19 protein-coding genes are annotated in these 21,960 nt (G+C 42.3%); 7 read left to right on the plus strand and 12 right to left on the minus strand.

Annotation, left to right across the window (positions count from 1 at the left end; genetic code table 11):
* The first annotated feature begins 74 nt into the window (after nt 1-74).
* Complete coding sequence (locus ABD006_RS03880) at nt 75-647, plus strand: hypothetical protein (RefSeq protein WP_343837828.1); 573 nt, start codon at nt 75-77, stop codon at nt 645-647.
* A gap of 95 nt (nt 648-742) precedes the next feature.
* On the opposite strand, the gene ABD006_RS03885 is transcribed toward ABD006_RS03880, so the two are convergent.
* Both ABD006_RS03885 and ABD006_RS03890 read right to left on the minus strand, forming a co-directional pair.
* Nucleotides 743-1,705 (minus strand): LCP family glycopolymer transferase, encoded by a 963-nt coding sequence (locus ABD006_RS03885; protein WP_343837830.1) that lies wholly within the window; start codon nt 1,703-1,705, stop codon nt 743-745.
* Nucleotides 1,706-1,888: 183 nt separating this feature from the next.
* Nucleotides 1,889-2,851, minus strand: a complete 963-nt coding sequence (locus tag ABD006_RS03890) for an LCP family glycopolymer transferase (RefSeq protein ID WP_343837832.1) — start codon at nt 2,849-2,851, stop codon at nt 1,889-1,891.
* A gap of 199 nt (nt 2,852-3,050) precedes the next feature.
* Between ABD006_RS03890 and ABD006_RS03895 the strand changes: the two genes are divergently transcribed.
* Nucleotides 3,051-3,647 (plus strand): REP-associated tyrosine transposase, encoded by a 597-nt coding sequence (locus ABD006_RS03895; protein WP_343837834.1) that lies wholly within the window; start codon nt 3,051-3,053, stop codon nt 3,645-3,647.
* A gap of 195 nt (nt 3,648-3,842) precedes the next feature.
* On the opposite strand, the gene ABD006_RS03900 is transcribed toward ABD006_RS03895, so the two are convergent.
* Nucleotides 3,843-4,811, minus strand: a complete 969-nt coding sequence (locus ABD006_RS03900; protein ID WP_343837836.1) for a sugar phosphate isomerase/epimerase family protein — start codon at nt 4,809-4,811, stop codon at nt 3,843-3,845.
* Between the two features lie 364 nt (nt 4,812-5,175).
* On the opposite strand from ABD006_RS03900, the gene ABD006_RS03905 reads away from it, so the two are divergent.
* The 5 genes from ABD006_RS03905 to ABD006_RS03925 all read left to right on the plus strand — a co-directional run bounded on the left by ABD006_RS03905 (nt 5,176) and on the right by ABD006_RS03925 (nt 10,827).
* Entirely contained in the window at nt 5,176-6,165 is a 990-nt protein-coding gene (locus ABD006_RS03905; RefSeq protein ID WP_343837838.1) for a LacI family DNA-binding transcriptional regulator, read from the plus strand.
* A gap of 106 nt (nt 6,166-6,271) precedes the next feature.
* Nucleotides 6,272-7,252: a substrate-binding domain-containing protein gene (locus ABD006_RS03910; RefSeq protein ID WP_343837840.1), complete on the plus strand. Its 981-nt coding sequence runs from the start codon at nt 6,272-6,274 to the stop codon at nt 7,250-7,252.
* A gap of 79 nt (nt 7,253-7,331) precedes the next feature.
* Entirely contained in the window at nt 7,332-8,846 is a 1,515-nt protein-coding gene (locus ABD006_RS03915; protein WP_343837842.1) for a sugar ABC transporter ATP-binding protein, read from the plus strand.
* Nucleotides 8,839-9,807, plus strand: a complete 969-nt coding sequence (locus ABD006_RS03920) for an ABC transporter permease (protein WP_343837844.1) — start codon at nt 8,839-8,841, stop codon at nt 9,805-9,807. The genes ABD006_RS03915 and ABD006_RS03920 overlap by 8 nt, the downstream gene beginning before the upstream one ends.
* A gap of 12 nt (nt 9,808-9,819) precedes the next feature.
* Nucleotides 9,820-10,827, plus strand: coding sequence for a Gfo/Idh/MocA family protein (locus tag ABD006_RS03925; protein WP_343837847.1), 1,008 nt, complete (start codon nt 9,820-9,822; stop codon nt 10,825-10,827).
* 70 nt (nt 10,828-10,897) lie between these two features.
* Here the strand turns inward: ABD006_RS03925 and ABD006_RS03930 are convergent, their stop codons facing one another.
* The 9 genes from ABD006_RS03930 to ABD006_RS03970 form a co-directional block, all read right to left on the minus strand.
* Nucleotides 10,898-11,725 (minus strand): carbohydrate ABC transporter permease, encoded by an 828-nt coding sequence (locus ABD006_RS03930; protein WP_044162967.1) that lies wholly within the window; start codon nt 11,723-11,725, stop codon nt 10,898-10,900.
* Nucleotides 11,725-12,657 carry a carbohydrate ABC transporter permease gene (locus ABD006_RS03935; protein ID WP_343837850.1) on the minus strand — a complete coding sequence of 311 codons (933 nt, stop codon included), beginning with the start codon at nt 12,655-12,657 and terminating at the stop codon, nt 11,725-11,727. The genes ABD006_RS03930 and ABD006_RS03935 overlap by 1 nt, the downstream gene beginning before the upstream one ends.
* Nucleotides 12,658-12,796: 139 nt before the next feature.
* Nucleotides 12,797-14,110, minus strand: coding sequence for an ABC transporter substrate-binding protein (locus tag ABD006_RS03940; RefSeq protein WP_425542182.1), 1,314 nt, complete (start codon nt 14,108-14,110; stop codon nt 12,797-12,799).
* Between the two features lie 90 nt (nt 14,111-14,200).
* The gene (locus tag ABD006_RS03945; protein ID WP_343837852.1) at nt 14,201-15,625 is read right to left on the minus strand and encodes a response regulator; all 1,425 of its coding nucleotides are present in this window, start codon (nt 15,623-15,625) and stop codon (nt 14,201-14,203) included.
* On the minus strand, nt 15,622-17,073 hold the full coding sequence (locus ABD006_RS03950; RefSeq protein WP_343837855.1) for a sensor histidine kinase: 1,452 nt from the start codon (nt 17,071-17,073) through the stop codon (nt 15,622-15,624). Before ABD006_RS03950 ends, ABD006_RS03945 begins: the two co-directional genes overlap by 4 nt.
* A complete protein-coding gene (locus ABD006_RS03955) occupies nt 17,054-18,067 on the minus strand; it encodes a sugar-binding protein (protein WP_343837858.1) in 1,014 nt (337 codons plus the stop codon). Before ABD006_RS03955 ends, ABD006_RS03950 begins: the two co-directional genes overlap by 20 nt.
* A 20-nt stretch (nt 18,068-18,087) precedes the next feature.
* Entirely contained in the window at nt 18,088-19,596 is a 1,509-nt protein-coding gene (gene galT, locus ABD006_RS03960; protein WP_343838995.1) for a UDP-glucose--hexose-1-phosphate uridylyltransferase, read from the minus strand.
* Nucleotides 19,597-19,709: 113 nt separating this feature from the next.
* Nucleotides 19,710-20,699, minus strand: a complete 990-nt coding sequence (gene galE / locus ABD006_RS03965) for a UDP-glucose 4-epimerase GalE (RefSeq protein ID WP_343837861.1) — start codon at nt 20,697-20,699, stop codon at nt 19,710-19,712.
* A gap of 48 nt (nt 20,700-20,747) precedes the next feature.
* A complete protein-coding gene (locus ABD006_RS03970; protein ID WP_343837863.1) occupies nt 20,748-21,905 on the minus strand; it encodes a galactokinase in 1,158 nt (385 codons plus the stop codon).
* Nucleotides 21,906-21,960: the final 55 nt, after the last annotated feature.

The following is a 21,960-nucleotide window of genomic DNA, read 5'->3' on the forward strand; positions in this document are numbered from 1 at the left end:
AGTGGTATAGACGACTGATTTGCTGTCCATAATGAAAGGTATATGAAATGATGATCGTGCAGGATGGTGGTTAGATGAAGAAAGTCATTTTCACTGGATTTTTGTTTATGTGTGGTGTGATTTTTTATTACGTAGATCCGATGCAGTTATTTTCTGTCGCAGATGATAAATTGAATGAAATTGTCGATGATGAGTTTGATCTGGATACACCTGAAAAGGAGGTTTCCAGTCAGCGGCAGGATCCATTCCAGCAAAATATTCAGAACAGGAAACTTAACGATACTGCATTGGACGAAGAGAGCTCAGCCCAATCCATTATTGATAACTATAAAGATACACTTCTTGATTTGAAAAAGCACGTAGAGGAAAAACTGAATCAATTACTGGAAGAGGCCCACCAGGAATATGAACAAGGAGATTCAGCCAATCTTCCCGGCTTATACCTGAAGTATAATCAGGCGATTCAGGAGTTGGAGCAAAAAACAGACCAATCCTTTCAGGAAGTTTACCAGCGGCTACAGGAGGAGTTAGAAGACAATGGCTATGATCCGGATAAAGCAGACGCAGTTAAAGAGGAGTATGAACAAATTAAAAAAGAAACACGCTCCGTAATGACAGAGCGTGTAATGGAGAAGTTTGAGGTGTAATCAAAGGCGGAAGCGCTCGGGGGTCTCTCCTGAATTTCCCGGCCACAAATCCTCCATCATTAAGAAAACCGCTGCGAAATGCAGCGGTTTTCCCATCAGGAGTCAGAATTAAAATCCTTGATCATATCATGAACCTTTTGCTGTTCTTCATCGGAAACCATTAAATACCAGATGGGACCAATAAACTGTCCGTCACCTTTTACCTGGTAATTGTTTATGTTTTTCCTTGTATTTCGGTAGTTTCTGAAAATATCCTTCATTTCATTGAATGTCATGTTGGTACTTACATTGTCTCCCATTACTTCCAGGATATCATCAATTTTTGTCACAGACCCTACACTTGCCCCTTTATCAATAATCGCTTCAATAACCAGGCGCTGGCGTAAGTTACGTCCGGCATCGCCATTCGGATCCTGCTTACGCATACGGGCATATCCCAGTGCTTCTGGTCCGTTCAGAGTGATTTCTCCTTTTTTATAGTGGTAGCCTTTGATGTAAGCTTTGCCATTATCAACCCATTCAATTGGATTATCCACGGTAATTCCACCAACCGCGTCGACAAGGTCACTCAATCCCTGCATATTGATTTTTACATAGTAATCAAGCTCGACATCCAGGAAATTTTCCACGGTAGCTACCGTCATATCTGCACCGCCATAAACATAGGAATGGTTTATTTTATCCTGTTTCCCGTAGCCCACAATCGGAACATACGTGTCACGGGGGATACTGACCATTTGCAGACTGTCGGTGTTTGGATTTAAGGACATAAGAATCAGTGTGTCTGCACGCCCGGTGTCATTCTCTCGTTCATCGACACCCATAAGCAGTATATTTAAAGTTTCCTGGCCTTCAGAAGCTTTTTTCTCTGAGGATTCATTGGATATACTTTCAACTTTCTCATGAATATCTTCTTTGACTGTATCTCTAACCTGATCATAAACATAAACAAAATAGACGCCAACAGCTAAAAAGACTGTTGCCAGCATCCATAAAAAGATTTTTAAGGGCCTTTTCCTGCGCTTTTTCGCCTGTATATATTCCGTACGTTTACCCATCTATCAGACACCTCATTTAAAAGTTAAACTGCAGTCTTCTACAAAATTAGACGAATAACTTCTTAATATGTTGCCATTTTTTTAATAATTAAGCAAGAAAATGTTCGACGCTTTAGCGCTTTAAAGCATGTGGGGACAGTCCCGAAAAAAAGCTCCCAGTGCGAGGGAGCTTTTTTCGGGACTTTATTTTTTCTGATTAAATTCGGTAATCATTTCATGGATTTTCTGACGTTCCTGGTCAGATACAATCAGGTAATAGATATCATCTATATAGGTTCCGTTCCCCTTCACCTGATAAGATGAACTGTTTTGACTGGCACTTCGGTAATCGGAAAAGAGATGTTTCATATCATCAAAGGTCATATTGGTTTCTACGTTCTTTCCAATGACATCGAGGAATTCATCGATTTTCGTAATGGAGCCAATCGATGCTCCTTTATCAATAATGGCACGGATAACCTCTCGCTGTCTTTCGTTACGGCCAAAGTCACCATTAGGGTCCTTATACCTCATACGGACAAAGCCCATTGTCTGCTCACCGTTTAACTCCAGTTCACCCTTGGCATAATGGAAGCCTTTCTCATAATAGCCAGAATCATACCAGTCCAGCTTATTTTGAACGGTAATGCCACCTAAAGCATCCACAAGTTCCACTAAGCCTTCCATATTCAGCTTCACATAATAATCCAGCTCAATATCAGCAAAGTTTTCCACCGTGGAAATGGTCATATCTGATCCGCCGAATGCATACGAGTGATTGATTTTATCCTTAAATCCCATGCCCTTTATCAGGGTACGACTGTCCCTCGGAATACTGATCATCTGCATTTTATTAATGTTAGGGTTGATGGACAAAATGATGAGCGTGTCTGCCCGTCCCTTGTCATGCTTTCGTTCATCTACCCCCATCAGCAGAATATTCAGTGTTTCCTCTTTGGTAATCTTTTCTTTTTGTTCCGGGGTGTGCTCAATACTGTCGACAGGCTTATGAATTTTCTTATCAACAGTGTCCTTTACATCATTCCAAATACTATATGCATAGGCACCTGTTCCGGCGAAAAGGACCAGAACAATGCCAAGAATTATTTTTAAATATTTTGATTTACGCGATTTCCTGCTTTTTTCACGCTTATCTTGTCTGCTCAATGAATTCACCTCATTCACCTCATCTAAGATTAAATGGGTAGCATGATAACTTAACTTACAATATAGTATTCTACCATTTTACAGGAATTGTAACAACATGCGCTTTAGCACTTTAAAGTATGTGGGGACAGTCCCGAAAATTTATGAAGGAATTTGCAAAAACATGTTGAAATGTATTAAAAAATGGAGGTGATGTTTTTTGCCGAGAAAGCTACGAGTTTGGCATCCGGGGGAAAATTATCATATTACGGCCAGGGGGAACCATAAGGAAAAAATATTTCTGGACACCCGGGATTATCGTAAATATTTGTCGTATCTCACCGATGCCCAAAAGAATTACCCTTATCGTCTTCACGCCTACTGCCTCATGCCCAATCATGTCCACTTGCTGATGGAGATGAGCGAAGTCCCACTCAGTCAGGTTATTAAAAACATCCATACACGCTATGCTATGTACTTTAATTTTAAGTATGATAAGGTTGGTCACTTATTTCAGGATCGCTTCAAATCCAAAATCGTTCATTCTTCAGATTATCTCCTGAAAGTCTCCGGTTACATTCATTTGAATCCTTCTAAAGCAGGGTTGCTAACTAAAGCAGAAAACTATCCCTGGAGCAGTTACTATTATTACCTTAATAATCCCCATCCATTATCTTCTCCACCATTGTTTCTTCCCGATATCCTGACGCAAAAAGTATTATCTTATTTCCCTGACAAAAATGGGCTCGATTATCATGGATTTGTAAATAGCCATTTAAATGAAGACAACGGTGAAGAACTTTTAATTGTAGAATAAAAAAGGTGGATGCGCCCGTTTGTCTAATTGCGGCCCCCAGTCAAGCAATCATCATAAGCATAAGCATAACTTCTCCTGGCTCAAAAGCAGCCTCTATGCTTATACCAAAGATAAGGCCGTTGCAATACCAGCAACGGCCTAAATAACACTTTAGCACTTTAACGCTGTATAAAATGTGGGGACAGTCCCCAACTATTAAACCCACCACATTTCCCCGACGGATTCTTTTACCATTACTGGCTTTAGGGTTTCGACAGCTTTGGTGAAGCCTTCATCCACTGACATTAGACCATCCTCATGTTCAATGCTCACCACATGGTCGTATCCGTACAGTCTTAAAGCACTTATCATATCGGACCATTCTTTAGAATCATGTCCAAATCCGACTGTGCGGAAATACCAGGCACGATCTTTCATTTCAGAATACGGTGTCATATCAGTAAGACCATTCCGATTCATATTGGGCTGATCAATAATGGTATCTTTTGCATGAAAATGATGAATGGCGTCTTCCCTTCCTAAAATTTTAATAGACTCAACCGGGTCAATTCCCTGCCACCACATATGACTCGGGTCAAGGTTAGCTCCTATAGCCGGACCACACGCCTCTCTTAATCGCAATAAAGTGGCAGGTGTATGTACCGAAAAACCTCCGTGTAATTCCAAGCCGATCTTCACATTATATTGTTCCGCCAAAACCGCTTTTTCCTTCCAGTAAGGGATTATCTTTTCTTCCCACTGCCATTTCAAAATTTCCTGATAATCATTAGGCCATGGAGATACAGGCCAATTCGGGTATTTAGCATCTTCATGGTCCCCCGGACATCCCGAAAATGTATTCACAACCTGCACACCTAATTTATTAGCAAGCTGTACTGTCTTATCAAACAACCGATCTCCCTCCAGGGCAATATGTTTTTGAGGGTGCAGAGGATTCGAATGACAGCTTAAAGCGCTTACAATTAAACCACGTTTCTCAATACTCTCCTGAAATTTCGCTAGCTTTCCCTCATCCTCCAATAATTCATCAACATTACAATGAGCATCTCCAGGATAACCCCCTGTTCCAATTTCAACAGCTTCAATTCCTTTACCTGCTACATAATCCAGCATTTCTTCAAAATTCTTATCAGAAAATAAAACAGTAAATACACCTAATTTCAAAGTAAGTCCCTCCTAATATTTTTCAGAATTGACTGAATTGTAATCCATTACATTATAGGTTAAAAGAATACTTGTAAAAAATCAATATTTTCTTCTTTTAAATTCAGTTCATCCGTACGTTTATGAAACATCAACCCCTCTCATCCCTTGATAATAAGGCTTATAATCCATTTGAGACTTTTTAAATACTCAAAATTCCTCACACCTGATTCAAAGAATTTTCAAAATTTTATTGACAAACATTCCGCTAAATTATATATTCGTGATGTAATCGATTACAATAATTTTCATTTTGTATGGATTCTGTGTATCTACATTACCACCTACATACTTAATAATCAGATGAAAAAAGGAAGGAAACATCATGGCAAATATTCAGGAAGTAGCACAGAAGGCTGGAGTTTCAGTAGCAACAGTTTCGAGAGTTCTTAATCAGCATCCAACTGTAACAGCAAAGACAAGACTTAAGGTTGAAACAGCAATTGAAGAATTAAACTACGAACCTAGCATGCTGGGCAGAAACTTACGGAATTCAGAGAGTAGGTTACTTCTTGTCCTTATTCCAAGTATTTCTAACCCGTTTTACACAGAAATTATTAATGGGATTGAGGACACAGCGATCACAAATGGCTATAATATTCTCTTATGCGATACCGACTCAAACCCGCAACGAGAGCATATCTATTTCAATATGGTCAAAAACAAATTAGCAGATGGAATTATTTCTATGGATCCCGCGGTAGATATGGAAAAATTAAATGGCTTAGCTATGCAATACCCTATTATTCAATGCAGTGAGTATGACGAAAAAGGAACGATTCCATATGTAACCATTGATAATCAACTTGCTGCTTACCGGGCTGTTAAGCATTTAATTAAACTGGGACATAAAAAAATTGCACTTATAAATTCAGACGAAAGGTTTCTATACGCAAGGGAACGCAGAGCAGGATACGAACAGGCCCTTCGTGAATTTAACTTACCTATACAGGAAAAATGGATCTACCACACAAATCACCTTGAATTTGAGTTCGGTCAGCAGGCGATGAGGAAGCTGTTACAAACCGACGAAAAACCTACAGCTGTTTTTTCAGTCTCTGACACTCTGGCTATTGGTGCTTTAAAAGAAATAAACGCGCATGAACTGAACGTCCCAGAAGATATCGCACTCGTTGGCTTTGATAAGATTAGCTTTTCAAATATGACCAATCCTACTTTAACAACTGTTTCCCAGCCAATGTACAAAATGGGATGTACCGCAGCAGACATGCTCATCAAGAAAATTCATAACAAGGATGTTGAAAGTGTCATTCTGGATCATGAATTAGTGATTCGAGAGTCGACCATGGGCTAATCCACGGTAAAACGGGTGTTCAAGAAACCCGTTTTTTAACAAAATAAAATGAAAACGATTACGTGGAAAACAAACATTTCTTAACTTTACAAAGGGGGAATTTTTCATGAAGAAATGGTTAACATTTTCATTAGCTCTTTTACTAACAATTGGACTTTTCGGTTGTTCTGGTGAAAGTTCAGGAGGTTCGGATGATAGCTCCGGTGATTCGGGAGATGATGAGGTTGTGCTTGGCATTGCCCTTCCTTCTGCAACACACGGATGGATGGGAGCACTCATTCAAAATGCCGAGGAAAAGGCACAGGAATTAGTGGATAATGGGACGATTGATGATTACGAATTTACGACTGCTGAAAACCCGGCAGATCAGGCAAATAATGTGGATGACTTAATTGCACAAGGGGTAGATGCTATTGTCATGCTTCCAATTGAGTCTGAAGCTTTGTCACCAGCAGGGCAAAAAATTGCTGATGAAGGAATACCATTAGTGGTTGTTGACCGTGAGCTTACCAATGATGCCGCTGATGTTCTTGTTAAAGGGGATAATACAGGAATTGGCGAAAACGCCGGTGAGTATTTTGTAGAGCAATTAAATGGAAGTGGTAAAGTTGTTGAAATCGCCGGGCCATCTAACTCTGTCACACAACAGCGCAGTGATGGTTTCCGACAGGCGATTGAAGGATCTGACATCGAAATTATAGCCTCTCAATCTGGAGAGTTTTCAAAAGAGACTTCCCTTCAGGTTATGGAAAACATTTTAACCGCTCAACCTGAAATTGACGCTGTTTATACTCAGGATGACGGGATGGCTCTTGGTGTTATTCAAGCTATTAAAGAAGCTGGCCGTGAAGACATTCAATTTGTAACAGGGGCTGCAGGAAGTAAGGAAGTTTATGAAAATATTAAAGAAGATGGATTAATTTCCGCAACCTTCCTCTACTCACCGCTAATGGTTAGAGACGGTGTAGAAGTTGGGGCAAGCCTCGCGAATGGAGAAGAACCAGAAAGTAGTGAAGTGATTCTCGAAGCCACACCTGTTACCAAAGAAAATGTTGATGAGCACTATGATCCTGATTCTGTCTTTTAAAAATAATAAATAGGTGAAATACGGTAGATTCTCTATGTCTATCGTATTTCCTATTTCTTTGATTTTAGGAGGAAACAACATGGCGCAAGAGACCATTTTGGAAATGAACGGCATCAAAAAGTCTTTTAATCAGGTTGAAGTACTGCATGGGATAGACTTCTCGCTATATAAAGGGGAAATCCATGCACTCCTTGGTGAAAATGGAGCGGGAAAATCCACACTTATGAATATCCTGGGGGGCATCCATCAACCAGATGAAGGACAGATCTATTTAAACGGCCAGCCCATGACGATGGATAGCCCTCGTACTTCACAGGAGCAAGGCATTCGTTTTATACACCAGGAGCTTAACGTAGTCACTGATCTAACGGTTTATGAAAATTTGTTTCTGGGTTCAGAGCTTCGAAATAAATGGGGGCTTTTAGATGTCAAGGAAATGTGCAGACAAACCAATGATGTTTTAGGGAAACTGGGCATCTACGTACATCCTAAAACTTATGTAAGAGATTTGGAAACCTCTTATAAACAAATGATTGAAATAGCTAAAGCACTGTTAAGAGATTCGCAAATCATTATTATGGATGAACCGACCACGGCCCTAACAGACAATGAGGCGGAGCGATTATTTGAATTTATGGAGTCCCTTAAAGAATCTGGTATTTCCATCATTTATATCTCCCACAAACTAAAGGAGATACAAGCTGTCTGTGATCGATATACCGTCTTACGTGATGGTTCCTTTGCGGGAAATGGCAACATCGAGAATACGAATTTAAATGATATTACAAAATTGATGGTCGGAAAATCTGTATCTACGGATGCACTCTATCATCAAAACTCGGTCGGGGAAACCATTCTTAATGTTCACCGCCTATCGAATGAAAGTGATTTTCAACATATTAATTTTTCCGTTTCAAAAGGTGAAGTCGTTGGGTTTACAGGCTTAGCCGGAGATGGGCGTACAGAACTGTTTGAAAGTATTTTTGGTCTCAGGAAAAAAAACGACGGAGAAATTCAAGTTAACGGAAAAACAGTTAAAATCAGCCATCCTAAAAAAGCTTTACAGGCAGGGATTGGGTTTGTCCCGAAAAACCGTAAAGAAAATGCAATCGTGAAAGACTTAAGTGTTATTGAAAATATGAGTTTATCCTCTATTGGCCACTTCGAAAAGAATGGATGGATTAAAACCAGGGATGAACGTAACAAATTTGCAGACTATCAGAAAGAATTAAATATTAAAGTTCACAATCCTAAAATCAACATTGACTCTTTAAGTGGCGGAAATCAGCAAAAAGTGGTCATTTCCAAATGGCTTGAGGTTAACTCAGATATTATTATTTTTGATAATCCTACTCAGGGGATTGACGTAGGAGCAAAGAATGAAATTTATCAGCACATTATGAATCTGGCAGAACAAGGAAAAGCCATCATTGTTCTATCTTCTGAAGCTCCTGAAATTTTACGGATATGTGACCGGATTCTCGTAATGTTCCAGGGTGAAATTACAGGTGAATTTCGTCGTGAGGATGCAACAGAAGAACTATTAATGGAATATGCAACCGGGGCAAAGAAGGGAGAGAAACAGATTGGCTAATATCAAGACGAATGAAAACCAGACTTCCTCTAAGGGAATAAACTTTGGATGGATATGGAGCGAATATAGTGTCATTATCGCATTTATTATTATCTTTGCAGCTGCAACGATTATGAATGACCGGTTTTTGTATTTTGAAAATCAAATGAACATTCTTATGCAAGTATCTACAATTGGCGTTATTTCATTAGGGATGACTGTCGTGATGTTGTCCGGGGGGATTGACCTGTCCGTGGGTTCTGTACTTGCGATGGCAGGTGTATTTTCCATTCTTTCCCTAAACGCCTCAGAGAGCATTCTAATTGGTGTGATGACAGCACTTGCAGTGGGAGCGCTGGCAGGCCTGATTAATGGGCTGCTGGTTGCAAAAGGAAGAATTGCATCGTTTATTGCTACCCTTGGAATGATGGCCGGAGCCCGTTCCATCGCTTTATATTATTCAGATGGCGGCAGTATAGCATCTGAAGTCAGTTCATTTATGTATATCTCCAATAGCGCTCTTGGACCTGTGGATACACCAATCATTATTTTCTTAGGCTTAACATTAATTATTTACATCCTTATGCAAAAGACCCGTTTTGGACGTTATGTTTATTCTTTAGGAAGTAATGAAAAAGCGACACTCTTTTCGGCTATACGAGTCGATCGAATTAAAATTGGCGTTTATACTCTATGTGGATTTTTAGTTGGTATCGCAGCTTTAATTGAAACGTCTCGTTTAAATTCCATTTCTTCCTCCAGTTCAGGTAATCTTTACGAGCTTGACGCGATTGCAGCTGTTATTATCGGCGGTACTAGAATGACAGGAGGAAAAGGAAAAGTTATCGGAACTTTCTTCGGGGTACTGTTATTGGGTGTTCTCAATAATATGATGAATCTAATGAACATCTCCCCGCACTTACAAGGTCTGGTCAAGGGACTCATTATTGTCATTGCTGTACTTTTCCAAAAGAGAGATTAAGGAGGATTGGCTATGAATACGATTAAAGTAGGAATTATTGGTTGCGGATCGATCACACGCTTTAGGCATGCGCCTGAATATGCTGAAAATCCTTATGTGGATGAAATCGTTTTTTATGACCGGCATGTTGAACGTTCAAAGGCTTTAGCTGAAGAATTCGGTGGACGTTTTGTCGTGTCTGTTGAAGAACTATGGAATGATCCTGAAATCACAGCCATTAGTGACTGCTCTTCAAATGAGAACCACCATCTCAATACGTCAGAAGCACTTAGAAACGGAAAGCATGTGTTATGTGAAAAACCATTGGCGGTCAGTGTAGACAAAGCTGAGCAGATCCTGGAAGCTCAGCAGAAATCAGGAAAGAAGCTGATGGTCGATCATAATCAGCGTTTTACAAAAGCACATCAAAAAGCAAAAGAATTGATTGCATCTAAAGAACTTGGGGAAGTATTGACATTTAAAACTTCATTTGGGCATCAGGGACCCGAGCATTGGGGAGTAAATAAATCCAATTCTACATGGTTTTTTAAAAAAGAACGTTCCCATTCCGGAGTAGCCGGAGATTTGGGTGTACATAAAATTGATCTTATTCATTATTTGCTGGATGATGAAATTACAGATGTGCATTCTTTTACAGGGGCTCTCGACAAGGTGGATGAAAACGGAAAGCCCATCGAAGTGTGTGATAACGTAGTCTGTGCGTTAAAGACACAAAAAGGCCGTTTAGGTACCGCCTCCTTTTCCTGGACTTACTATGGTTCTGAGGATAATACCACAACCATTTATTGTGAAAAAGGAATTTTAAAAATCTATCATGATCCTGAGAATCAATTAATTGTGGAGACTAAAGATGGAGAAGTTATTCAGTATCAACTGGAACCTATTCAAACCAATGATAACCAGACAAAAACCGGAGTGATCGATGCGTTTATTGATGCAATTATCCAGGATAAAGAGCCCGTAGTAACAGGGAAAGATGCCGTCAGTTCACTAAAGGTACTGGAAAAAATACTCCAATAAAAAACCGGACGCTTCATGCGTCCGGTTTTTTATTGGCGCTTTAGAACTTTAAAACATGTGGGGACAGTCCCTAGCCTTTCACCGACCCGGCAAGTAATCCGCGGACGAAGTATTTTCCGAGAATCATATAAACGAGTAAGGTTGGCAGGGCGGCGATAAATGCTCCGGCCATTTGAACGTTCCATTGGACAATCTGGCTTCCGGACAGGTTCTGCAAAGCGACCATAACCGGCTGCTGATCAGACTGGGTAATCGTTACAGCGAACAGGAATTCATTCCAGATATTTGTGAACTGCCAGATCGCTACCACCACAAAGCCTGTAATCGACAGGGGAAGAATAATATGCCGGAAGATTCCTAAAAACCCTGCACCATCGATCCGGGCTGATTCCAGCATTTCATCCGGTATATTCGCATAAAAGTTCCGGAACATAAGTGTCGTTATCGGAAGGCCATATACGACATGAACAAAAATCAGTCCTAAAATGGAATTATATAAACCGATCGTATCAAGAAACTGAATTAACGGGATTAAAATACTCTGGTAAGGAATAAACATCCCAAAAAGAATAACGGTAAATAAGGTTTCCGATCCTTTAAACTTCCATTTGGAAAGCACATAGCCATTCATAGCTCCCAGCAGAGCCGATAATAATGTCGCGGGAATGGCCAGATAAAAGCTGTTCAAAAAGTTCGGCCCTAATTCTTCAAATGCCTGTACATAACTGCTGAAGTCGATTGAGGTTGGGAGTGCCCACATTTGTGACAATGAAATTTCATCAAGGGGCTTCAGACTCGTGACCAGAATGACGTAAACAGGCATTAAGAAGAATAATGCCAGAACGATGAGAATGAAATATTTTAATAGTCTTGCAAAGTAATGGGATGGTGTCGTCATTATGAATCAGCCCTCCTATTGTTCCACAAGTAAGGAACGATGAAAATGGCAACCGCAAGCAGCATGATAATGGCAATGGCCGCTCCGTGTGCATAATAGTTCCCTCTGAATGTGGTCTCGAACATATACAAGCCAGGTACGTCTGTGACAAAGTTTGCTCCAGGACCTGTCATAGCATAGATCAAGTCGAATATTTTCAGTGAAATATGGGCCATCATAATAACCACACTGGCCGTAATCGGGCGTAACTGCGGAAGGATAATCTTCCGGTAAATCTGAAGCTCACTGGCCCCATCCATACGAGCTGCTTCTCTCAGCTCCTCAGGAATTCCGCGCAGTCCTGCCAGATACATTGCAAGCGCAAAGCCTGTCATCTGCCAGGCAGAAGCAATCACAATGGACAGAATAGCGACCGGGACACCGAATTCTATTTGTCCCCATTGGAAGCCGGCTAAAATATTTGTATCTGTATACCATAACGGCTCTATGCCAAAGGTCTTTAAAAAGTTATTCACCCCTGTAGAAGGGTTTAACAGCCACTGCCAGACAACCCCGGTAACGACGAACGACAGAGCCATCGGAAACAGGAAGATATTCCGGAAAAACGATTCTCCTTTGATTTTTTTATCCAGTAAAATCGCCAATCCTAATCCGAGGATAATAACCGCACCGATGAATAATATGGTGAAAAAGAGCATATTCCGTAAATCTGACTGGAAGCGGAAGTCACTGAATAAATACAGGTAGTTTTTCAGGCCGGCAAAGGAAAAGTCCGGAACGATGGTATTCCAGTTACTTAATGACACATATCCTGTCCAGCTGATAAATCCATAAACGAATACTAAAATTAAAAGAATGGAAGGCGCAAGAAATCCTATTGCCAGCCACTGATCTTTGCTGAATTTCTGTTTCGTTTTCTGTTTTGTTGCCATCACCTTGCCTCCTTAAGTGGAATCGGAATGAGCGATTCCAGACGAAACCTTCATGCCCATTCAAAAGTAGGAAAGAAACACCCCATTCCCATCAAACCATGGGATGGGGTGTTTATAAGAGCCGTAATCGTTCAGCTCATTAAAACTCTGAAGAAGCATTGACTAATGCACTGACTAACTGATTAACGTCACGTTGTGTAACAAAGATATTTACAGCCTGGTTCATCTTCGTCAGGAACCCTTCAGGTGCAGCGGAGCCGTGCGCGATACTTGGCGCAAGGGCATCTGCATTCTTGAAGTCATCCATGGCATCTTTACCATATTCGTCATACTTGGATTCATCTGCATCCACCCGGGCCGGAATGGAGCCTTTTAATGGATTAAAGGTGTCCTGTCCTTCAACAGAAGCCAAGACCTTCAAAAATTCCTTCGTTTCTTCTTCATTTTCAATTCCTTTAGGCAAGCCGAATGTGTCGGTGATGACCATAAACAACCCTTCAGTCTCCGGAGTTGTCACATAGCCAAAGTCTTCGTTAACCGTTAAGTTTAGATCATTACTAAAGTATCCTTTTGCCCAGTCTCCCATTACCGTCATCGCTGCTTCTCCTTCTGCTACGAGCTGTGCAGCATCCTGCCACACACGGGAAGCATGGTCATCATTAATGTAATCAAGCATTTGACCAAATGTTTCAACAGATTCTACAACTCTTGGATCATCAAAAGCGACATCACCAGAGAATAATCCTTTATAGTCATCCGGACCTAGTTTAGCCAGTAAAATGTTCTCGAGAATTTGTGTAGCCGGCCAGGAGTTCTTATCCCCTAAAGCCAATGGAGTAACCCCTGCTGCTTCCAGCTCATCAGCTGCTGCGAAGAATTCATCAAATGTAGTAGGTACTTCAATACCGTTCTCTGCAAACACAGCTTTATTGTAGAAAATTACATTACTGCGATGAATATTTACGGGTACGGAGTAAATATTTCCATCATCACTGACCAGGTCAATTAAGTCCTGAGGAAATTTATCCATTAAATCATTTTCCTCATAAAAGTCATTTAATGGTTGCATTTTACCTGCTGCCACCCAGCTGGCGTTCAGCTCTTCACCACCGTGCACCTGGAAAGTGGATGGTGGATCGTCCCCTTGCATACGGCTGGCAAGAACAGCTTTTGCATTCGTTCCTGCACCCCCGGCAACCGCTGCATTTTCCACCTCAATATCAGGATGCTTTTCCTTGAATAAATCAATTAATGCCAATAAACCATCCTCTTCACCTGCACCTGTCCACCAACTGAAAATTTCAACGGTCGTTCCTTCTTCGCCGCCCTCACCACCGTCTGATTCTTCATCAGAGCTTGCAGCATCATCGGAACTGCAGGCAGCAAAGATCAGGGCAGTCATAATCAGTACTGTTAATACCCAAATCTTTTTCAATTTGTGTTCCCCCTTCATCTTAATATATGATAACGTTTACAATTCCTATTATATAAATCTATGAAACAACCCAGGCATATAAATTCCTACACTATTTTATGAATTTCTTCATATTTTTAAGATTTGCTTCTGGAATTGTTTAGGGGAAAGCTGTTCATGCTTTTTAAACACCCGGCTGAAATAATTAGGGTCCTTGTAACCTACTTTGAAGCTGATTTCCTTCAGGCTTAATGTATTTTCTTTCAATAGTTGCTTGGCCTGCCGCAAACGAATATCTGTCACATAATCGATAAAGGTCTGCCCTGTCTCTTCTCTGAACATATTTGAAAAATAATTGGCACTAAGGTCCACATACTGAGCAACCTCTTCTAAGGATACAGGACGGTGATAATGCTCGCCGATATACTCCTTTGCCCGTTCAATATACCGGTAGGATTGATGGTGCTGCTGAATTTCAAGGCAGCAGTACCCAATAAATTTCTTCCATTCCGTCTCATTCTTATAATCTTTTAAACGGATCTCTTTTATATCAATTCCTGATGCTTCCAGCCTGTGCTTGACTTTAAAATAAAGCTCCTCCAAATCCTGTGGGGATTGAGTGAATAAAAGCTCTTCTATCACCATGGTTGCCTGCTGTTCATGGCCCATCTGAATGGCTGACAGGAACTGCTCAACCATTGCATCAGCATCCTCGGCCTGTTTTCCTTTAGGCAGGCCATAGCCGGACTTCTGAGAACTGAGCAATTGCTTGCATGCCTTCACCGATTCATAATAGGATTGGGAGAAATCCTTCAGCTGAGCATACGGAAAACCTGCTCCGATGGATACGCTGGAATCCAATTTCAGATAGAGCAGGCGGGCAAACAGCAATATGTCACTTTTCTGCAGCTGCGTTTCCGCAAGAAGAAGGATGACAAGCTGATCATTCTGCCTGTGCGTGATACAGGATTGTCCATTCATCTCCTCTACATAGTCGTCCACTTTATCCATCAAGTCATCATGGATGGGCTCCAGGATGAAAAAGCAGCCACTTTTCACATTCGGGAAATACTCCTTCTTAAGCCTCTTTAATGATTCATCATACTCATAGCGGGTGATTTTTAACAAAAAATGCTCCTTTGCGATCAGTTCTGACTCATCTTCCTTTTGTGCCCATTGCTTCTCCCGTTCGATTTCTTTCCGGATTCGGGAAATGGCCTTAATCGTTTCCTCCTTTTTACTCGGTTTTAAAATATATTCCTTAACCCCAAGCTTCATGGCTGTTTTGGCATAATCAAAGGAATCGTAGGCAGAGGCAATGATAAACTTCATCCGGGGAGCCAGCTGCTGAATGGCTTTTATCGTTTCTAGACCATCGATTCCAGGCATTCGAATATCCACAATCATAAAATCAGGGGACAGTTGCCGGGCCATTTCTATAGCTTTTCGCCCATTTGGAGCTTCCTCAACCGTTAAACCAGGAAAGCTTTCCTCTAAAAATTTTCGCATCGCCTTGCGCTCTAAGTATTCATCCTCGACAATGATTGTTTTCATGCACTTGCTCCCCCCTTTTCCCTGCTTATCGTGTTCGGAAGTTTTAAGCGAATCATCGTTCCAGCTCCCACTTCCGAATCAATTTCTACTATATCCTCCCGCTGGTAAAATAATTGCAAACGCCGCAGTACATTTTTCAGTCCGAGACCTGTGGAATGCCCCGTATGTTCATCCACTGGTTCCTCCTTCGACAGATTGATAAACGGTTCGATTTGTTCAGGGGACATCCCTGCACCATTGTCGGATATTTCTACCATGATATGATCCTGTTCTCGATAGACAGTTAAGGAAATCCTTCCACCCTCTTCCTTTTTCTCAATGCCGTGAATAAACGCATTTTCAATTAATGGCTGCAATGTGAGACGTGGAACAGGGATGTCAAGACAGGATTCATCCACCTTCTGTAAAAACGTCATTCGATCCGCAAATCGCGTCTGCTGGATATAAAAATATTCTTCTACCACCTGTACCTCATCCCGCAAAGCAACGGATTTATCCAGATCCCCTAAACTGTGACGGAGAATGGTGGAGATCGACTCAATTAATCTTGTTGTGGACGTTGCATTTTCCAGGTAGGACATCCGGGCAACCGTGTTCAGAGTATTAAATAAAAAGTGAGGATTGATTTGATTTTGCAGATGCTTTAACTCGAGTTCTTTTAACAGCTGGTCAAGCTCGGACTTCTCCTTGATTTCCTGAAACAGTCGCTGGATATTCGTGCGCATCTGATTAAAGGTATCCCCCAGTAGCTTCAGTTCATCATTGGACTTAATCTCAATTTCAGGACCATTCAGCTTTCCCTTTGAAACCTCTCTTGCTCCATGCCATAAGGAGCGGATGGGACGATTAATCCCTCTGGAAAACCAGAGAGCAGCTCCAATGGCCAGCAATACTGTCGTTAAGAACAGAAAGATGGTAAACGATTTAAACGCTTCATTCCGCTGGGCCAGTTCCTGATAGAGATCCTGATATTCGGTCAGTTCAAGATCGATTAATTGAAGGGTGGTTTCCTGAATATAATTGGACGTCTCCCGGGCTTCCTGCAGATGGAGGGTGTATTTCTCTATATCGTTTCTCAGCATAAAACCTGCTGTCATTTCGGTTTCCTGTACGAGCGTTTCAATCATATGGATATGCTTATTCAGCTGCACATCCTCCACCCCTGTCAGCTGTTCATTAAGCCGCTCCTTTTCCTGAACGATTTCTGACTTTGTCTTATAGAAGGCTTCAAAATCCTGCTCTTCACCGGTTAAGACAAACTGATTGACCTTATCATATAAGTCAATTGATTTCTGGGATACACGATTTAAAATTAAAAATCGTTCAATACTCGTATGATATTCATTCAGGAGCCGGTCACTGCTGAAATAAATCAGGACCGAAACGACGTTAAAGAGGAGCACAAATACAAAAAAATAAGCCATAAGTTTACTGCGAATTGATTTCATAGCTGTACTCCTCCCCATACTTGGCTTTATGGATGTCCTCTTTGTATAAAATGGATGAAGGTGTATATTGAACAGGCTCAACATACTTGCTGTTCCCCGCATCTAAAAGAAGGTTAATTCCGGTTTTCCCCATTCTGTACGGATGCTGAACGATGGTCGCATCGATGATTCCATCCCTCATCAAATCCAGCGTCTTCGGCAGGGTATCGAATGTAACAATATATGGGTTCTGCTTTCTGTTCGTCTGCGTGATCGCCTGGGAGATTCCAATCCCGGCCAATACGTTCGTTCCAAAGAAACCATTAATCTCTGAATGTTTTTTCAAAGCCTGATAGGTTGCCTGGGCAGCTCCAACAATGGAAATATTTGATTCCTCAATCGTTATCACCTGTACCCGCTCTTCATTATCAATCGCCTTCTGAAAGCCTTCAATGCGCTTTTGCTGATTAGGGGATTCCGAGCGTCCGATAATGATAGCAACGTTCTGTTTTCCTGTTGTCTCATTCACAAAGGCTTCTCCAGCCAGGTAGCCCGCACGAAAATTATCCGTGCCTACATAGGCATTCCGCTCACTTTTTGGATTATCCGCATCCACGGTAACGACAGGAATCCCTTTTTCCCGGGCCAGATGAACCAGTTCGACAAAGCGTTCTCCTTCCATTCCTTGTGTCAGGATTCCGTCCACCTTCGCATCAATCGCCTTATCCAGTGTCCGGAACTGCTCCTCCTCACTGGTCTGGGCACCTCCCACGTATTCCAGATAAGCATGATGCTGTTCGGCTGTCTCCATGGCTCCCTCTCTGACCAGATGCCAGTACTCACTTCCTTTTTCTTCAGGAATAAGGACAAAATGATAATCATAATTCTGGGCTTGGGATACCTCCATCTGATCTAAATGAAACGTCTGCTTGCCAAAGTACAGCGTATAGCCAAAACAAATAATAAATAGAAGAAAACCAATCGAATAGCCTAAATAAACGGAAATATCCTTCATCCTCATCACCTTTTAGTTCGTTAAAGCGTTTGCAAAAATCGCTGCAACGCACGCCTTCCTTCTGCATTCTTTTTAAAGACCCCGGCATGCTCGAGGACCGTCTGAAACACCTTACCTGTCTCATGCTTTAGCATCGTATGGATATTATCCAAACCGGACATATCATAGGTTTCCATAAGACGTCGTGCCCAATCGCTATGTTTTTGTGTATCTGGATCCTTCCTGATTTGGGAAAGGGCATCTGGTCCAGAAAGATAGTGGGCCAGTTTTTCCAGTTCACCCTTCAGGCGGCCAGGCAAAACAGCCAGACCCATCACCTCTATTAATCCAATATTCTCTCTTTTAATATGATGAACCTGCTCATGGGGATGAAAAATTCCTAATGGGTGCTCCTCACTTGTGCGGTTGTTGCGCAGAACGAGATCAAGCTCATAAAATTCATCTCTGCGCCGTGCTATAGGCGTAATCGTGTTATGACGCTCCCCATTCGTCTCCTTCAAAATTCCTGTCTCAGGATCCTCATAATCCACCCAGTTTTGCAAAATATGATCCGCTGCAGCTGTAAGGTCAGCCTTGGAGAATCCCTGGAGCCGAATCACAGACATCGGCCAATGAAGAATTCCCGCCTTCACTTCAGGAAATTTTTTGATGTGAAAAGTTTCTTCATATCCGGCTTCAGCCATTGGAAATTCATGCTGTCCCCCCTGATAATGGTCATGATTTAAAATGGAACCACCTACAATAGGTAAATCCGCATTGGACCCGAGGAAAAAATGCGGAAATTGCTCCACAAAGGCGAGCAATCTCCGGAACGTCGATGCTGATATTTTCATCGGACGATGCTCTGCCGAAAATACGATGGCATGCTGGTGATAATAGACATAGGGAGAATATTGAAGATACCACTGCTCCCCATTCAGTGTTACAGGGATCACCCGGTGATTCTGCCGGGCCGGGTGCTGACTGCGCCCGGCATAGCCCACATTGTCCTTACACAGCACACAGGCGGGATAGTTGGAATTATCTTTCTTTGCCCTGACAACATCCCGTGGATCCTTTTCCGGCTTGGACAGATTGATAGTGATTTCCAGCTCCCCATACGGCGTCCTGCTGAGCCAATGCTCGTTACGTTTCACACGATTGGTCCGAATATAATTGACATCCCGGCTCAGCTGATAAAAATAATCCGTAGCCCGTTCCATTCCAAGCTCTGAACGGATTTTCTCAAATTTGTGAATGACCGTGGATGGGTGAGGAACGAAAATTCCCATTAATCTGGTATCCAGAAGGTCACGTTCAGTAACCGTATCCGGCGAGAAACGTCCATGCTTAGCAGCCCAGTTCAGAATCGATTGCAAAACAGGGACAGGGTTGTCAAGCTGCTCATTCTCCACTTCAACCCTTTCCCAGTTCTGCAGGTCTAGAGCGTCCAGCAGCTGATTGCGGACAAATTCCACATCCCATTTTTCAATTAGTCCTTTTTCAAGTCCGTATTGGATTAAACGCTCCAGCTCTTTATAAATATGGATACTCATCTGAAGCCTCCCTTTCATGTGGGATTTTGCCAAATAGCTTCCTTCGCTTATTTACAAAAAAAGCCCCAAAATCACAGGGCTTCATTCCATGCCAGTTCTATCAAGTATTAATCCTCATAGCCACCAGGATGATTCCGGAACCAGTTCCAGGCAGAGCCGATCATCTCGTGCAGGCTCTCACGCTTTGGATTCCACCCGAGGATTTTCTTCGCTTTTTCTGATGAAGCCACCAGTTTAGCCGGGTCACCTGCACGGCGCGGAGCTACCTCAGCAGGAATCTCCTTCCCTGTTACCTCGCGAGCCGTTTCAATGACCTCTTTCACACTAAAGCCCTGGCCACTTCCCAGATTGAAGGCACCACTTTCACCACCGGCCTTCAAATTCTCCAGTGCAAGAATGTGGGCATCGGCTAAATCCGTCACATGAATATAGTCCCGCACACAGGTACCATCGGGTGTATCATAGTCATCCCCGAAAATGGAAATGCTGTCCCGATTCCCCAAAGCAACCTGCAAAATAATCGGAATGAGGTGGGTTTCCGGATGGTGATCCTCTCCCAGCAGTCCATTGGTATGAGCACCCGCCACATTGAAATAACGAAGCGCTGTGTACTTCAACCCATGAGCCTGAGCGGACCATTTCATCATTTTTTCGATGGCAAGCTTGGTCTCCCCATAAGGATTGGTTGGTTCAGTTGGATCCGACTCGAGAATCGGAATATGTTTCGGTTCGCCATAAACGGCTGCTGTGGATGAACAGACAATCGTATCCACGTTAAACTTTTTCATCGTCTGCAGCAGCTTTAAAGCACCATAAACGTTATTATCGTAATAGCTCAACGGCTGCTCGACACTTTCTCCTACAAGAGAGTTGGCTGCGAAATGAACGACGGCTTCTATTTCATTCTCCTCAAAAACCCTATGTAAAAAATTTTCATCACGGAGATCTCCACTGTAAAATTTTGCCTTATTCAGCACGGCCTTTTCATGACCCTTCTGAAGGTTGTCGATGATAATCACTTCATAGCCTTTATCCATAAGTTCAATAGCGGTGTGACTCCCTACATAACCAGCGCCACCAGTTACCAACACGGACATTTTCACATTCCTCCTGTTTATCGCAATCTTCATTCATCTATCTTTATTTTAGAGTTCACGGGCCCCGTCTGCAATGGCAACAGCGTAAAAGGATGGCTCCAGGCCGGTTTTTTCCCGATATTTCCGGAACACATTCCTGATAAATTCCTCCTGCCTGGATGATTCCACCACGTTCACCATACAGCCGCCAAAGCCCGCACCCGTCATTCGGGCTCCAAGCGCTCCATATTCCCAGGCTGCTTCCACTAATGTGTCCAGCTCCGGACCTGTCACTTCATAGTCATCCCGCAAAGATTGATGAGATTCGTTCATTAACTGCCCAAAACGTCCAAGATCCCCGTTCACGAGAGCATGATGGGCATTAAGGGTGCGCTCATTTTCTGAAATCGCATGGCGGGCCCGCTTCCGGTCTGTTTCATCGGGAATCATCTGCTCACACTGCCGGAATTCATCAAGAGTCAGGTCACACAGATTCTGAACATTATACGCCTGCTGCAGCGCCTGTAACGCCCGTTCACATTCCTGCCTGCGCTCATTGTATTTTGAATCAGCCAGTCCCCTTTGTTTATTCGTATTTGCAATCATTAAGGTCAGTCCATCGAGTTTGATTGGACTATAAGAATACGCAAGGGTCTTGCAATTTAATAGTACGGCATGATCCTTTTTCCCAAAACCTATCGAAAATTGATCCATAATTCCGCAATGAACCCCGACAAATTGATTTTCTGCCTTTTGAGCCATTTTCACAAGCTCCAGCATATCCAGGTTAAAGTGAAATAGCTGATTGACCAGCACAGCTGTGGCAAGTTCAATGGATGCTGATGAGGATAGCCCAGCACCATTGGGGATATTTCCTTCAAACACAACCTCAAACCCTGAATTAAGTGTGTACCCAGCCTGCTGAAACTGTGCAATGACACCTTTGGGATAATTCCCCCAGTCATCCTCGTCCCGGTAATATACATGTTCCAGGTCAAATTCGATCCGGTTCTGGTCGGGAAAATTAACCGAATACATTTGAACCCTTTGATCCGGACGCTTACGGACAGTTGCATAAGTCCCAATGTTTAAGGCACACGGAAATACATGGCCTCCATTGTAATCCGTATGCTCACCGATGACATTTACACGCCCGGGTGCAAAAAAACTGCGTGTGTCTTCCAGGCTCCCAAATAATCTCTGGAAAGCTGAATCTCGATTCTCCATGCTCCTCACCCGCCTTTTTCCATAGTAATTAGACCTCCGTCCATGATTATGGGAG

This window comes from Salinibacillus aidingensis (genome assembly GCF_039522525.1).
Classification (GTDB): Bacteria; Bacillota; Bacilli; order Bacillales; family Alkalibacillaceae; genus Salinibacillus; species Salinibacillus aidingensis.